General features: G+C 50.7%; 14 protein-coding genes. All 14 read right to left on the reverse strand.

Going from position 1 to position 14617, the window contains the following annotated elements:
- Positions 1-3: 3 nt before the first annotated feature.
- The 14 genes from PSI9734_RS04995 to PSI9734_RS05060 all read right to left on the reverse strand — a co-directional run bounded on the left by PSI9734_RS04995 (position 4) and on the right by PSI9734_RS05060 (position 14536).
- Positions 4-507, reverse strand: coding sequence for a type II secretion system protein (locus tag PSI9734_RS04995; protein ID WP_173920033.1), 504 nt, complete (start codon positions 505-507; stop codon positions 4-6).
- 29 nt (positions 508-536) lie between these two features.
- Positions 537-1133, reverse strand: a complete 597-nt coding sequence (locus PSI9734_RS05000) for a prepilin-type N-terminal cleavage/methylation domain-containing protein (protein ID WP_173920034.1) — start codon at positions 1131-1133, stop codon at positions 537-539.
- A 41-nt stretch (positions 1134-1174) separates the two neighbouring features.
- On the reverse strand, positions 1175-2395 hold the full coding sequence (locus PSI9734_RS05005) for a type II secretion system F family protein (RefSeq protein ID WP_173920035.1): 1221 nt from the start codon (positions 2393-2395) through the stop codon (positions 1175-1177).
- Complete coding sequence (locus PSI9734_RS05010) at positions 2388-4154, reverse strand: GspE/PulE family protein (protein WP_173920036.1); 1767 nt, start codon at positions 4152-4154, stop codon at positions 2388-2390. Before PSI9734_RS05010 ends, PSI9734_RS05005 begins: the two co-directional genes overlap by 8 nt.
- Before the next feature lie 2 nt (positions 4155-4156).
- A complete protein-coding gene (locus PSI9734_RS05015; protein WP_173920037.1) occupies positions 4157-5215 on the reverse strand; it encodes a tetratricopeptide repeat protein in 1059 nt (352 codons plus the stop codon).
- Entirely contained in the window at positions 5212-6129 is a 918-nt protein-coding gene (locus PSI9734_RS05020) for an ExeA family protein (RefSeq protein ID WP_173920038.1), read from the reverse strand. The genes PSI9734_RS05015 and PSI9734_RS05020 overlap by 4 nt, the downstream gene beginning before the upstream one ends.
- Positions 6130-6153: 24 nt before the next feature.
- The gene (gene mshL, locus PSI9734_RS05025; RefSeq protein WP_173920039.1) at positions 6154-7803 is read right to left on the reverse strand and encodes a pilus (MSHA type) biogenesis protein MshL; all 1650 of its coding nucleotides are present in this window, start codon (positions 7801-7803) and stop codon (positions 6154-6156) included.
- Positions 7800-8159, reverse strand: coding sequence for a hypothetical protein (locus PSI9734_RS05030; RefSeq protein WP_173920040.1), 360 nt, complete (start codon positions 8157-8159; stop codon positions 7800-7802). Before PSI9734_RS05030 ends, mshL begins: the two co-directional genes overlap by 4 nt.
- Positions 8146-8787: a hypothetical protein gene (locus PSI9734_RS05035; RefSeq protein WP_173920041.1), complete on the reverse strand. Its 642-nt coding sequence runs from the start codon at positions 8785-8787 to the stop codon at positions 8146-8148. Before PSI9734_RS05035 ends, PSI9734_RS05030 begins: the two co-directional genes overlap by 14 nt.
- Entirely contained in the window at positions 8784-9407 is a 624-nt protein-coding gene (locus tag PSI9734_RS05040) for a hypothetical protein (protein WP_173920042.1), read from the reverse strand. Before PSI9734_RS05040 ends, PSI9734_RS05035 begins: the two co-directional genes overlap by 4 nt.
- A complete protein-coding gene (locus tag PSI9734_RS05045) occupies positions 9404-10339 on the reverse strand; it encodes a hypothetical protein (RefSeq protein WP_173920043.1) in 936 nt (311 codons plus the stop codon). The genes PSI9734_RS05040 and PSI9734_RS05045 overlap by 4 nt, the downstream gene beginning before the upstream one ends.
- Positions 10340-10466: 127 nt before the next feature.
- The gene (gene pyrC / locus PSI9734_RS05050) at positions 10467-11501 is read right to left on the reverse strand and encodes a dihydroorotase (RefSeq protein ID WP_173920044.1); all 1035 of its coding nucleotides are present in this window, start codon (positions 11499-11501) and stop codon (positions 10467-10469) included.
- Positions 11502-11526: 25 nt separating this feature from the next.
- Positions 11527-13887 carry a sensor domain-containing diguanylate cyclase gene (locus tag PSI9734_RS05055; RefSeq protein WP_173920045.1) on the reverse strand — a complete coding sequence of 787 codons (2361 nt, stop codon included), beginning with the start codon at positions 13885-13887 and terminating at the stop codon, positions 11527-11529.
- A gap of 55 nt (positions 13888-13942) precedes the next feature.
- A complete protein-coding gene (locus tag PSI9734_RS05060; RefSeq protein WP_173920046.1) occupies positions 13943-14536 on the reverse strand; it encodes a thymidine kinase in 594 nt (197 codons plus the stop codon).
- Between the last annotated feature and the right edge of the window lie 81 nt (positions 14537-14617).

Here is a 14617-nt window from a genome sequence, read left to right on the forward strand (position 1 = left end):
AAATTAACAACCTGAAATCGTTGCAGCTGGACTGGGCTTACCTAAGTCATCTGCGTTGTCGGTATAGGTGATAAAGCAATTTGTCGCTTCAATCTCGGTAGATGTAGGGCTTGCGTCGGTCAAACTAGACAAAGTCCCAACGTATACACCGTTGGCCTCCGAGCCAGAGGTATAAACCCCTGTGGTCTTTTCCTCAAAAGTCCAGTCACCGCCGGCACCTGCTGCAGCGGCAATAGCGGCAGCCTTTGGATAACCATTCATCAATGCAACGGTACTACCGTCGGCAGTGGTGATGCTCGCTTCGCCAGAAAGCTTGTTTTCTACTGCTGCTTTTGCGTAGCTAAGCTCGACGGCGGACTTCATACTTGCTTCAAGACCTTTGATGGTGCTTTCACGCGCATCGCTTGAGAAATTAATAAATTGTGGCGCCGCAGTTACCGCTAAAATACCTAGCACTACGATCACAATAATGAGTTCGATCAGTGTAAAACCTTTTTGATGACGCATGTAATGCCCCTTAAATGTGTAGTTGCGTGTTAGTTGTTACTAAAAATACTCACGCCACCAGTGCGCGGGTTATAAACAAAAGCGTTGCCAACACTTAAGTAATCGTTGCCAGCGGGTGCTGAGCTCAAGTTTTTAATGGTGTTGGCCAGATAATAAACACAGATGTCATTGGTACCATTGTTTTCACGATTCACATAATAACGATTTTCGCCTAACAAGCCAAAATTTGCGGTGGCTGTGGGGGCGCCCTGCAAAATCGCTTGCATGATGGTACGGCAGTCTTCGCTACTCATGTTTTGGTCATGTGCTTCGGTGTTGGTGTCACCGCTAACGGGGTAGCCGGTGCTACCGTCCACGTTCACCGGAACACCGTCCATCACCACTACGGCGCCAGCCCCAAGGGCGTTCCCTTTAGGTCGGCCACGCAGCTCCCACTCGGCGCGTACCAGACTCACAGCACTGGCAAAGCCGCCCGCCACACCTTCGACTGCGGCGTCTTCAGCGTCAGCACTTACACTGGTAAACCTCGGTAAGGCAGAGGCTGCTAACAAGCCAAGAATGACAATAACAATTATTAGCTCGATCAAAGTAAAGCCGTGCTGTTGGTTGTGTTGCTCGGCGTTCATAGTGACATCCTCTTTAACATTTTATTGATCATCGTCAGTTTTTATCGCCCTTTGTAGGCGTCCATCATGTCCCACATTGGGGTAAAGATACCCAGTGCCATTACCGCAACCATAATTGCCACTAGCACCAATAAAATGGGCTCAATACGCGCGGTTAGGTTTTTTAAATCATAATCGACTTCACGTTCATAGTAGTCGGCCACTTCGTTAAGTAATTCGTCGACGCGCCCAGTTTCTTCACCGACGCTGATCATTTGCATCACCAACGGTGTGAATAAATGAGTACTTTGCGCCGCTCGGGAGAGGCCTTCACCTTTCTCAATGGTACGTCGCATCTCTTCAATACGATCGTGCATCCAGTAGTTGTCCACGGCATCGGCGACCAAGTGTAACGACTGCGTTAAGGGTACACCCGCACGCAACATCACCGCAAAGCTACGAGAAAAGCGCGACAATAGGCTGCGAAATACAATATCGCCAAAAATCGGTAAGCGCGTTTTCCAACGATCCCAGTGTAACCTACCTTGCTCACTGGTACGAAAGCGATTAACGCCGAAAATAAGCGCAGCGATCGCCACTAGCATTAGCGGCCACCAGCTGACAAAAAAGTCCGAAACACCCAATAAAATCCGCGTTGGTAACGGTAGTTCGGCATTAAATTGTTCAAACATTCGCGCAAACGTCGGTATCACCCAGATATTTAGAATAAACATCGCCACCACTAGGGCGGTCACAATAAACATGGGATAGCGCAGCGCAGCTTTCACTTGTTTGCGCGTTTCTTCTTCTTTACTTAGGTAGTCAGACAGTTGCTCGAAGGCTTCTTCTAATTGTCCGGTGTTTTCACCCACATGGACGATCGCAACCAGCAAACGCGGGAAGACCTTCGGGTGCGCACCCATGGCCACCGATAGCTCACGGCCACGTTCGAGTTGTTCAACCACATCACTTAGCACTGACCGCATACGTTTCTTCGGGCTATTTTCTGCCAACCCTTGAATCGCACGCAGCAAAGGTATTCCAGCTTTTGTCAGTGAGTACATTTGGCGCGTAAACACGATCAAATCATCACGGTTTACCTTTTCGGCGAATAAGTTAAAGTTCGATTCGCTCTTCGCTTCTGCCTGACGTTGTTGAATCGTCAACGGCGTAACACCGCGGCGAATTAAGGTGTCGGCAGCGGCACGTTCAGAGTTTGCCTCTAAGGCCCCGGTGACCAGCTCACCAGCGGCGTCGCGCCCGCGATAGCTAAACTCAGCCATGGCTCGAGTCCTCTGACTCACCTTCAATCAAGGTCGTGCGAATTTCTTCTTCTTCGACGGTTTCGGCTAGGAACAACACCTCGTCAACGCTGGTTACACCTTGTCGCGCATAATCTAACGCGGCCAAGGCTAATGGCCGAAAGCTCTCTGACGCACGAGCGGTGCTGGCGAATTCGCGCATGTTGCCGTCACGCAAAGCGTTGATCATCCCTTCATTGAATTCTAATAATTCAAATACCCCGATACGGCCCTTATAGCCGGTGTTATTACAATTTCGGCAGCCTTTGCCTTGATAAAAGCCTGAGCCGTCGGCCGGGATTTCCGGTGCCATACGCCGAATCAGCGTTAAATCGGCCGGCTCTGGGGTGACTTCCGTTTTACAGCTCTCACAGACTTTACGAATCAGCCGCTGTGCCAGCACACCGCGTACCGCAGCACCAACTAAGTAAGGCGCGGCGCCCATATCAATAAGCCGCAAGGCACTGGTAATGGAATCATTGGTGTGCAGGGTCGTTAATACCATGTGGCCGGTAATAGAGCCGCGCAAACCTATCTCTACGGTCTCGCTATCTCGCATTTCGCCGACCATAATAATGTCGGGGTCTTGGCGCAAGGTTGTACGCAGCACACGTGAGAAATTTAAGCCGATTTTGGCGTTTACCTGAACTTGAGAAATACGCGGTAGCCGATACTCAACCGGGTCCTCCACGGTAATAATTTTCTTCTCGGCTTTATTCAGCTCGTTCAATGCGCCATAAAGTGTCGTCGTTTTACCTGAGCCCGTTGGCCCGGTGACTATTAACATGCCATAGGGCTTGTGAATCAGGGTGCGCACGCGCTCTAACAAATGCGCCGGTAAACCGGTCTGCTCTAGCCGCAATAACCCAGCGGACTGGTCTAGTAGACGGAGAACACAGGATTCACCATATTGCACCGGCATGGTCGACATACGAACGTCGATGGAATGGTCTCGAACTTTTACCTGAAAGCGGCCGTCTTGGGGCATGCGTTTCTCAGAGATATCCAGGCCTGCCATCAATTTCAAACGTAACACAAGGGCGTTGGCAATGGTGGTCTCGTTCAGCACGTTTTCTTGCAACATGCCATCGACCCGCATGCGAATGCGCAATGCTCGATCATCAGGCTCAATGTGAATATCCGACGCCCGCACTTGCACCGCGTCAGCAAAAATCGACTGTAGCAACTTGGCGACGGTGGCGTCGTCGCCTTCATCTTCCAATGTGAGGGCCGCTAAATCGAGGGTTTCATCTTGTTCATACTCCGTTTGCAACTGACTGGCAAACTGGGCGATATCTTTGGTGCGCCGGTAAAGATTATCAAAAGCCTCAAGCAATTCGTGGTCAGGTGCAACGGCAAGCTTGATGGTGCGTGGTTGTAGGTATTGGCTAATGGCGTCCACGGCACTCAGATCAGCGGGGTCGCTCATGGCCACCAGCGCTTCGTTGTCGTCGGCCTCAACCACCAGCGCGCGATGACGGCGCGCTTGAATCTCGGGCAGTAAGTTAACCACATCAGCGGCAATCTTACGGTCACCTAATTCAACGAACGGGATATTTAATTGGCGTGCTAAAAACTCGAGTAGTTCTTGTTCTTCAATGAAGCCCAAATCAACCAAGGTGACACCTAGCTTACGGCCATTCGTACGCTGGTCTTCAAGAGCCTGCATTAACTGCGACTCGGAGATAATCTTTTCTTGCACCAACAGGTCACCGAGGCGCATTTTCAAACGCGGTCGCATACTTATTGGCCTCCTAAAGCATCGTGCCGTTGGGTCGCGTAATTTCTCGCTTCTGCGGATAAATTTGGGTCTTGTAACGCGCGCTGATAACTCATACGCGCTGCGTCAGGTTGTTGTGCATCTTCGTAGGCAACCGCGGCGGCTAACCACCAACGCCCTTGTTGCGTGAGCTTGGCAAGTTGCTGATAGTCTGCGCCCGCTTGCGCATAGCGTCCAAGTTCATTTGCTGCGGTGGCACGCACTTGCAGCAAGTCAACTGTTTCTGGCGTTTGCACAGGTATCGTTGCCAATGCCGTTAGTATTTCGGTGTAGGCCGCGTTTTCCAGCAAAATGCGACTATAAAGCGCCAACCAACGCGGTTGCTGAGGTATCTGCTGTAGGCCTTCTTGCAACACCGCAACAGCCGCATTGACGCGACCACGGCCATACCAATAGGCGGCGAGTTCACTGCGCGCATCAATATGTTTTGGAGCCAGTGCAATGACCTGCTCGAATAGGCTTCCGGCTCGCTCACGTTCGCCTTTTTGCATGGCCTCGCGGGCCTGTTTGAGTTTCACTTCGGCTAACTCTTCGGCGCTTAGCTGCACCGCGGTGACTTCCATCGAGCCAGAGTTGTTTGCGGGCTCAGTTGACCCAGCCGCAGGTGTTGCTTCTGGCGTTGGTTCTGGCTTTGGCTCTGGCGTTGGCTCTGGCTTTGGTTTTGGCTCTGTCGACGGGGCGACGGGTTGTGGCGCGAGCTTTTGCTGAGGCTGAACCGCGACGGGGCTTGGCACTTGTTCAGTCGCTACTTGCGTTGCTGGGGCTGCTGTAGGTTGCGGCAATGGCTCGCTCACCTTAACAGTTTGCTGGCTTGTCACTGCTTCTTGGTCCGGCGCAGCCATAAAGTCGCTTTGATACACCAACACAATGGCAATCACCACCAGTGCACTGACACCTACGCCACCAAGTATGCGTCCCCAAGGGAATCCTGAAGGACTCGCTGCGGCTGGGGCAGCGCCTTGCTTGCGCGGTTGCTGTTGGCGTTGGTCAAGGTCTTTAAGCATACGATTAATGACACTCATAGCAGGTACTCCGCGAGCCAGCCTTGCTGCCAAGTCCACACTCCTAACGCCGCCAAACTCACCGCGCCAGCTAGCCCCCACCAGAGCCCTGTTCTACGTGGCAAAGTCACATCTTCAGTGTCCGCAACCGCAAAACGTACATGTCGCGGCTTAATTTCGTAGCAGCCTTCGCCGTAACACAGCATCAATAACTTATGACACAACACATTGACTAGTCGCGGTACGCCGCGGCTGGCTTGATGAATCATTTTAACCACTCGACTCGAAAACATTGGCGCGCCGTGGTAACCGGCGATATACAGGCGGTGAGACACGTAGCGAGCAACCTCTGCAACGGTCATGGTTTGCAAGTTATAGCTGAAGGTAATGCGTTGCCGTAGTTGCCGGTGCTCTCGCGTCGCCAAGCGTTCGTCTAACTCTGGCTGACCAAACAAGACAATATGCAAGAGCTTGCGCGTTTCAGTTTCCAAATTAGAAATTAAACGCAGCGCTTCAAGGCTTTCGGCCGGCAGCGCTTGGGCTTCATCCACCACTATCACCGCCATTTGATTGGCCCGACTGATGGCCACGAGGCGTTCTTGAATGGCTTGCGTAAGTAACTGCTCACTTTGCTCTTCCGGAGCTTCAACTTGAAGCTCACGAGCAATATGCGCCCGCATTTCGCTGGGCGTCAGATAAGGGTTGGGGATATAAGCAGTAACGTACTGCTCGGGCAGTTCGTTCAACAATTTGCGGCATAGCAAGGTTTTGCCAGTGCCAACCTCACCCACCACTTTGATAAAGCCTTCGCCAGCTTCTAGCGCAGTCACTAACACCTCAAATGCCGAACGATGGCCCTCGAGTTCACAGTAAAAACTGGTATTCGGGGTCAAAGTAAAAGGCAGTTCTGTTAGTCCGTAATGCGCTTGATACATAATGATGTTACTACTCGCAGTTGCTTAATCGTTATACCAGCGTTTCAACAGGTCGCTCGAGCGCTCGAGCTCTTGCTGCCAAGTGTCCACACCGACCACGACAGGGCGAATTAAAATCACCAGTTCTTTCTTTTGTTCCGAACGACGGGTGTTTTTGAACAAATTACCGAGTAGCGGAATATCGCCAAGTAGCGGAGCTTTTGATTCTTGATCGGTATAACTTGTTTGCATTAAGCCACCGAGTACCACTATTTCACCATTACGCGCTCGTACGATGGTGTCGCTTTCACGAATGTTGCTTTGCGCCAGCGGTAGCACAAAAGACTCTTCGTTTAAGGTAACGGTTTTATTTTGTTCTGTGGTTTCAACAACGGAAGGATGGACATGCAAAATGACTTCGCCGTTGTCGCTAATTTGCGGTGTTATATCGAGTGAAATACCTGAAAAGAATGGCGTTAACTCAATATTAGGTGTCGATGTGGTTGCCGTGCCAGTCACGGTGGTGGTGGATACATCGGTGACGAAGTATTCGTCTTCGCCAATTTTAATCACTGCTTTTTGATTATTACTGGCACTGACACGTGGGTTCGATAGAACTTGCACGTTGCCCTGGTCTTGCAATAAGTTCAGTACGCCAGAGAAATCGCCGACATCTAACGACATACCAAACACGCCATTACTGCCGCTTACACTGCCACCTGAGAAGCCGATACTGCCATTAGCATTGCCTAGGCTAAAGAGATCGCTCCAGTTAATGCCTTGCTGATAGTTATCGTTTAATGCGACCTCGACAATTCGTGCTTCAAGGATCACCTGGCGCTGCAAGCGCTGTTGTGCCGACGCCAAAAATTCTCGCGCAGCGCGCAGTTCACTAGGGAATGCGGTAACCGTGATCAAACCGGCTTGCGGTGATACCACGACCCTTCGCCCCTCGCCTTCACCTACCACGCCCTGCACTATTTCTTTAAGATCGCCCCATAAATCGGTTTCCGATTGCGTGGAAATCGAAGAACCGTTGGTTTGCATGCCGCTATTAAGCCCGCTTGCACCACGATTCGATTGGTTCCCCTGGCCACCTAAGCCACCTTGATTGCCAAGCCCTGCATTATTTAGGTTACCCGCTCCACCGTACATACCATTTTGCTGGTCGTTGTCTTTGACACCGCCGGAGCTGACACTGGTTTGCGACAAGCCCATGCGTTGTAGCGCTAGGTAATCGAGGGCAATGGTTTCCGTACGAAGTCCGGCAGGGAAAACTCGGATCATGCGGTTTTGGCGTTTAATGTCATAACCGTAGATATCGCTAATCACTTCGAGTGTTTCGCTTAACGTCACTTCTTTTAGACTGAGGGTAATAGTGCCACTCACCTGCGGGTGAACAACGATGTTATAGGGTGAATCTGCCGCCAAGCCAGCAAAAAAATCGGCGGCGTCAATACCATTGGCATTTACTGAGAAGCGCGGCTCGCTAAGTAATTGTTCGCTCGCTTGGTTCGCTTCCATTGCCGAAGGGCGCAAGTTTGCGCGCACCGAGTCTGGTAGCGGTGGTCGCTTTGAGTCTTGAGTCGTCGCACCTTGCTTTAACGCTTGGTGCGCCTCTACTGGTTTACGCTCGGGTTGATGCGCACACGCAGTGACGAGTAATGTCGCTGCAATTAGAATGGCTGTCCTCATTCGTTCTGTCCCCCTGCACCCGCCGTAGAATCGCTTAAAAAAGAACTCTGCGTATAAAGTGATAATTTAAATTCGTTGCCGGTATTTGCATGACGAACCACGACATGGTCCATCTTAATGGTCGTTATGGTGTAAGGCGGAAGCCGTTCGCCTTCTATAACACGCTTACCGTTAATGTAAGCAACCATTGTTGACGCCTGTTGCTGTATGGCGGTTAGCTTTAAGTCTGTACGCTGCACTTGGATGGATGATGGCTGCTGGCTTTGTGGCGGCGCCGTCGGGTCGTTAAGCTGCTGCGCCGACGCGGTGCCTACGGCCATACCAACTATGAGCAGCCAAATGTTAACTTGCCACATAATCACGCTCCAGGCTCAGTGTATAAATCTCCAACAGCACCTCGGCTTCTGGGTGAGCACTCACTTCATAGTCCATCCGCTGCCAATAAAACGACCAAGGCAAATGTTCTAAGCGTTCAAAATAATTATGTATCTCGTTATAACTACCACGAACGACTAACTGCAGGCGATGCTTATAAATCGCTCCTGCGGTGGCCTCACCGTCGCCGTACACGCGCTCGGCGGGTAAGGCTTGTGCCGACTGCACCTCGAGCGCACTGGCATGACCAAGGAGTGCTTTTAGTAATTCGCGGTTATCTGCTGCGCTGACATAGTTGGTTTCAGACTGTAACCGTTGATTTAGCTCACCTAAGCGCTCGCGCAAGTCAGCCAACTTATTGCGCAGCGGCGCTTTAGGATCACCAGCTAGTCGTAAGTCTACGGCTTCAATTTGTTGCTGCAAAAGCGCCACGCGCGACTGCTGTTGAGTGAGTTGTGTTTGTTCTGTTTTATACGTCTGCCAACTCGGTAGCAACACGACCCACACGCCGAGGTAAAGTATAAATATTAAGGTTAAGACCACCCAAAATTTACGCCGACCCATAGGCATTTCGTTGAAGCGAAGTTGTAGTTGCTGCCACTGTTTCATTGGTACCCGCCCCCAGCACTTACGTTCGAGGTGCTGCTGTGGTGTAGATGGCCAACCGTAAAGTACAGCCCTCGTGCGCCTTCATCACGCAACTCGAAAACCCCAAAGGGTCTATCTTTGAGTGTTTGATAACGGCTGAAGTCGGCTAGCCATGCAGGCAGCAACTGTGGCTTTAAGGTTTGCCCTTTTAGGGTAAGGGCATCATTTTCAATAACTATACGGTGTAACCAAATGTCCGCCTTGTCGGCCGCGGAAAGATCAACCAACAACTGAGAAAAGTCCACGCTATTGCGCCCAGTTAAGGTTTTCATTTGTCCCCATAAGCGTTGGCGTAGCATAAGTTGCTGCTGTAAGGTGTCGAGCTCTTCGTTGAGCGTGCTATCGTTTAAAGCTTGCTGCAAGAGCGTTTGTCGTTGGCGTAATTGATTTTCTAATTGATTCGCCTGTTCAACGCTCGCGACAAAATCATCTTTTTGCTGCCCGGAAATCAGTGTCAAAGCCAAGGATGCAAGCAGCACGATCAGTAATAGTGAGCCGGCAATACTGGCAAAAAATCTTAAGGTAAGTTTGTCGGTACTTGGCTTTAGCTCGTCGAGATAGAGGTTGGCAAATTTTTTCATTCACTGTCCTCCGTAACTTTGAGCGTTAGTAAGGCACCGCCTAAGGCGGCGAAGTCGCTGTAATCGCCCGCGCCAAGCTCTTGTGCCCACGCCGGATAGGTTGCCCAGGAGGCATCAAGGCCTAAATCTTCATGCAGCTTTGCCAACACGTCATCATGTTTAACCAACGCCATTGCCAACACCACACCGGTCACGGGGCGCTGCCGTAGTTGCCGCTCGAAGTAGTCCGCTGAGCGTTGTATTTCAACACTCAAAGGCTGAAGCCCACCCATGCGCACCTCTTCTAGACTAAGTTCACTCATTTTTTCGAGGGAGCGCACCGAACGGTTTACCTGCAGACTTCCTTCGCGGTAGACCTGCAACATGGCAGCCTGAAGCTGTTGCTGATACACCACCACGGTTGGGTCTGGCAGCTCTTTAAACATTTCGGCAATGGCTTGTTCCTCAGCGAAAACTGCGCTGACGGTATCAGAAATATCGTGGATGGCTTTTAGTGTCTGCTCGAGAAAGCTTTTACGGGCGGCGATGGCCGTTATTTTATCTTGCCCTGGCAATTGCACCGGGGGTTCGTAGTAATCGGCAATACAATCTTCAGGCTCATACTCAATTAAATCACGAAGGTTGTAGCGCAGGCTTGAGCCGATTTCTTCCTCAGGAAGGTTTGGCCGGTCAAGGGCGACACTTTGATAAAGGCCTTCGCCTAGCACTAAGGCGACCCTTGGGTGATTTCGACAATAGCGTGAATACTGTTGTGCCAACTGCAAAATGGCTGCAGCAAAATCATTGTTTTCAACGGCGCACTCGTCAGAGATAACGAGACTCGGTTCGGCGTCATCATGAGGCTCAACCACAACCAAGTGCACCGCACTTTTGCGTAATGCAAAAGTCACGAGAAACGGGTTTGATTTGCGCGCACGTAAAAATTTAAGCAATTCTCTGTCCCTGATTATTTTATAATTTTTATTAAAGTCTAAGGGCATTTAGTTAACGTAAGTTTGACACTTTTACGCTGAAAAACAAGCACTGCTATATGTAGTGTTGTAATGTTTTATTTTTGTATTAGTCGACAATTTGCCATTTCAGCTTTTCATTTGCCCAATACGGCACCATTGGCCCCACGGCCGTTTCAACGGTACTGGGTACCTGCCACTCAGTCGCTTTTAGGGTTACTCGTTCTTGCGCCCGTGGATACCCGTAAAAATCCGCACCAAAGTGACTCGCGAAATCCGTTAGTTTATCTAAGGCTTGCATGCGATCGAAAAACTCGGCGTACAACGGCAATGCCGCGGGGGCAGAATAACAACCCGCACAGCCGCAAGCTGCTTCTTTCTTCGATTGCGCGTGGGGCGCAGAGTCGGTTCCTAAGAAGAACTTTGGGCTGCCTGATACGGCTGCTTGTTGCAAGCGCAACTGGTGCTCGCGACGCTTTAAAATCGGTAAACAGTAATTGTGCGGTCGTACGCCGCCCACCAAAAGGTCGTTACGGTTCATCAACAAATGCTGCGGCGTAATAGTGGCTGCCACGCTAGGCCCCATACTCTCGACAAAGTCGACGGCATCACCGGTGGTAATATGCTCAAGAACTAATTTTAGTTTGGGGTGACGCGCCAGCAACGGACGTAACTTGGTGTCAATAAACACCTTTTCACGATCAAAAATGTCAATATCTGCAGCCGTTACTTCGCCGTGAACGAGCAGCGGAACTTGATGCTTCGCCATCGCTGCGAATACGTCATCCAGTGCTTCAATGTCGGTCACCCCTGCATCTGAGTTCGTCGTTGCCCCCGATGGATACAGTTTAAACCCAATAATGGTATCGTCCGCCGCCGCTTGCTCAATCATCTCTACAGTGGTTTGTTGAGTCAGATAGAGTGCCATCAACGGTTCGAACTCAGTGTTTTTAGGAATCTCGGCTAAAATACGTTGGCGATAGTCGTGCGCTTGCGCAGTTGTGGTTACCGGCGGTACCAAATTCGGCATAATCACAGCGCGACCAAATACTTTTGCGGTGGCCGGAACGGTGGTGGCCAGAAGCTCACCATCTCGAAGGTGTAAGTGCCAATCGTCTGGGCGCGGAAGAGAAAACTGCTGCATGACTACCTCTTATTCAACATTCATGTTAGTTCAACTTAGTATAACCGCTCTCGTTTTCAGATACAGCTACACATTGGTTACGCCCTTGCTCTTTGGCTTGATAAAGCGCTTCGTCGGCTCGAGCCATCCACTGATCCAGTTTATTATCCGATTGCCGTAACTGTGCCATACCGGCACTTATGGTCACAGCTATCTCTTCACCCTCGACACTCACCGGTTCTGCCGCGATAGCCTTACGCACCCGCTCTAACGCTTGGATCGCATCGTCCACCGCGGTGTGGGCAAATAATATGGCAAACTCCTCACCACCTAAGCGGCCAAATAAGTCCATGTCACGTAACTGAGCTTGGGTGCGTCGACAAAACTCTCGCAAAACATCGTCGCCTGCGCCATGACCAAAAGTGTCATTCACCTGTTTGAAGTGATCAAGATCAATAATTGCGATGGTCATCGGTACTTGGTACCGCATAAATTCATCGAAACGTTGCTGGGCGGCCTCCCAGAACACTCGGCGGTTGGCCAACCCAGTCAGTTCGTCGGTGGTTGCGAGTTTGCGCAGTGTTTCAACGGCTTGTTGGCGCTCTTCGTCCATGCGACGCATATGCATAAGCGTACCAAACGTATCTAACATAGGCCGAAGCAACCCCAAGTAGCGCTGACTGAAGCCGCCATCGGCATTCGCTAAAATCATTAACCCAACCACCTCGCGGCGAAAGTAAAGGGGCATAATTAACGCGTTATTCAGCGGTGGCAGCGTAAGCGGAGCCAGCGATAAGTCCTCTGGCTTTAGGCGCTGGTGATGAAACTTTGGCTCTCCGGCGGTCAACACCGATTGCAAAAGCTGGCCTTTGGCTTCAACTTCCAGCCGCTGTTGACCAAGGCGTTTGACCGATTCACTTTCGTGTTGTGCGGTACCTAAGCGAATGCCATGCACCCGCAATAGATTACGGTGCTGCGATTGAGCAGGAAGTTCGCCCACGAAGCCGACATGGCTCGCGGTCATCGCCATGAGCTTCGGCAAGGCATGGTCGCACACCTCAGTGAAGCTCTTACTCAACATGAAACTGTGTTGCACATGAGACACTAATTCAAGCAGCTCGGTTTGCTGCGCCAATAGTTTTTCATCGGCCACTTGCCGTGAAATATCATGGTGCACACCTGCTATTTTGGTGGCCTGACCCATTTCATCGCGCGCGATGATACGGCCAACACTGTGCAACCATACGTAATGTCCGTGTTTGTGCTTCACCCGAAAGCGCACATCAAAGCGCTTGGTATGCCCTGTGGCGTGCTCTCGCATACGCTGCTGCACGTAGGAAAGGTCTTCGGCAGGTATCACTTCACGCCAGTTTAACTGCTGCTCTTCATCGGCACTGTAACCTGCGATTAACGACCATGGATGGCTTACGTGCAACTCATCAGCAAGCATGTCCCACGACCATGTGAAGAACTCTCCAGCCGCGAGCGCTAACTCAAAATTTTGATTAGCTTCGCGTAGCGCCATCTCCATGCGCTTGCCTTTACTGTCATTTAATAAATAACCACGTACTCGGACTATGTTTCCTGCGCTGTCGCGATCAGCGCGAGCGTAGTGCTGAATCCACTGCGCATCTGCATCACTTTGCCCTGGCTGGATGACGCGATAGTCCATCTCTAACACCTCTTGCTTACCGTCCAATACGTTTTGCATGCGCTGCAACAACTCATCACGCTCTTCGGGATGCACAATTGACTCGAAGTGGGTGTCTTCACGCAATAAGTAATCGCTTGAATAACCTAGCACCCGTGCGGCATTTTCCGCCACATAACTCAGGTGCACATGAGGTTCAACACGCCAAACCACGGCGCAAACAGGGCCATGGGCTAAGACGTCCCGCTCGGCTTGATAGTTGTCGATAGCATAACGGTCGGCAATAGTTTCCGATAACCAGTGGGCAAGGGTTTCAAGATAACGTAGTTGGGTATTAGAGAATTTGTTCGGGTGCTGAGAGATCACACACAGCGTTCCTAGGTGGTGATCGTCAAATAACGTAATCGGCGCGCCTGCATAAGAGCGAATACCACCTTCGGATACAACATGGGGGTTGCTAGAGAATCGCACATCTTCGAGCGCATTATCGATATGCATGGTGTCGCCACTCGCCACAACATGCGTACAAAACGATTCTTCACGCGGCGTCTCTGCAACATCGAACCCGACTTTTGCCTTAAACCACTGACGTTCTTTATCAATCAGCGAGATCACGGCAACGTCTGCATCCAAAAGCTCTTTCACCAACCCGGTAATTCGATCAAACAATGGGTCAGCTTGAGTGTCTAGAAGGTCGAGTTCATACAAAAGTTGTAGGCGAGCGCTTTCATTTTCTGGCACTGGCACGGAACTCATAATACCTCCTGAGTTTGACTTACCTCTTAAGCATAGCAGACGACAGCACAAACAATTAATTTTGTACTTTTAACAGCCCTAGTTTTTCCTTCCAGTGTCTACGGCAGCATGAGATATAACGATCATTTCCACCTATGGCGATCTGCTCGCCGACTTTCACCGCATCACCTTTTTCATCAATACGTAGGTTCATGGTTGCTTTGCGGCCACAAAAACAAATGGTTTTCATTTCGTTGACTTTATCCGCCACCGCTAACAACACGGCACTGCCGGGAAACGCCTGACCAAAGGCATCGGTACGAATGCCGTAACACATCACCGGTATACCTACGCGGTCAACCACGTCGGTCAACTGCCACACTTGCGACTCGGTAAGAAACTGAGCTTCATCAATCAGCACGCAGTCAATTTGTTGTTGTGCATGACGGGCTTCAATTAACGCCGCAAGATCAGTGCTGCTGGTAAAAGCAAGGGCGCCACGGTCGATACCCAAACGCGATGCGATACGCCCCTTACCCGCGCGGTCGTCAATAGCTGGTGTCAACAATAGCACGCGCTGATCACGCTCTTCATAGTTATGCGCGACTTGCAGTAACGAGGTGCTTTTACCTGCATTCATTGCCGAATAGCTGTAATAAAGTGATGCCATAAATAAGTTTTCGCTCGGTCTATCTACATGCTTCCGATTTATACTGAGTTTAAGCGCTGAATGCAAAGCCGAAATTTGCTA

The sequence above is a fragment of the Pseudidiomarina piscicola genome, assembly GCF_902806985.1.
Taxonomy (GTDB): domain Bacteria; phylum Pseudomonadota; class Gammaproteobacteria; order Enterobacterales; family Alteromonadaceae; genus Pseudidiomarina; species Pseudidiomarina piscicola.

What these genes read in the sequence shown, in the direction of transcription:
- PSI9734_RS05010 (WP_173920036.1), bottom strand. Translation starts at nt 4,154, where the DNA reads ATGCGACCGCGTTTGAAAATGCGCCTCGGTGACCTGTTGGTGCAAGAA.
- PSI9734_RS05005 (WP_173920035.1), bottom strand. Translation starts at nt 2,395, where the DNA reads ATGGCTGAGTTTAGCTATCGCGGGCGCGACGCCGCTGGTGAGCTGGTC.
- PSI9734_RS05055 (WP_173920045.1), bottom strand. Translation starts at nt 13,887, where the DNA reads ATGAGTTCCGTGCCAGTGCCAGAAAATGAAAGCGCTCGCCTACAACTT.
- pyrC (WP_173920044.1), bottom strand. Translation starts at nt 11,501, where the DNA reads ATGCAGCAGTTTTCTCTTCCGCGCCCAGACGATTGGCACTTACACCTT.
- PSI9734_RS05035 (WP_173920041.1), bottom strand. Translation starts at nt 8,787, where the DNA reads ATGAAACAGTGGCAGCAACTACAACTTCGCTTCAACGAAATGCCTATG.
- PSI9734_RS04995 (WP_173920033.1), bottom strand. Translation starts at nt 507, where the DNA reads ATGCGTCATCAAAAAGGTTTTACACTGATCGAACTCATTATTGTGATC.
- mshL (WP_173920039.1), bottom strand. Translation starts at nt 7,803, where the DNA reads ATGAGGACAGCCATTCTAATTGCAGCGACATTACTCGTCACTGCGTGT.
- PSI9734_RS05040 (WP_173920042.1), bottom strand. Translation starts at nt 9,407, where the DNA reads ATGAAAAAATTTGCCAACCTCTATCTCGACGAGCTAAAGCCAAGTACC.
- PSI9734_RS05015 (WP_173920037.1), bottom strand. Translation starts at nt 5,215, where the DNA reads ATGAGTGTCATTAATCGTATGCTTAAAGACCTTGACCAACGCCAACAG.
- PSI9734_RS05030 (WP_173920040.1), bottom strand. Translation starts at nt 8,159, where the DNA reads ATGTGGCAAGTTAACATTTGGCTGCTCATAGTTGGTATGGCCGTAGGC.
- PSI9734_RS05060 (WP_173920046.1), bottom strand. Translation starts at nt 14,536, where the DNA reads ATGGCATCACTTTATTACAGCTATTCGGCAATGAATGCAGGTAAAAGC.
- PSI9734_RS05020 (WP_173920038.1), bottom strand. Translation starts at nt 6,129, where the DNA reads ATGTATCAAGCGCATTACGGACTAACAGAACTGCCTTTTACTTTGACC.
- PSI9734_RS05000 (WP_173920034.1), bottom strand. Translation starts at nt 1,133, where the DNA reads ATGAACGCCGAGCAACACAACCAACAGCACGGCTTTACTTTGATCGAG.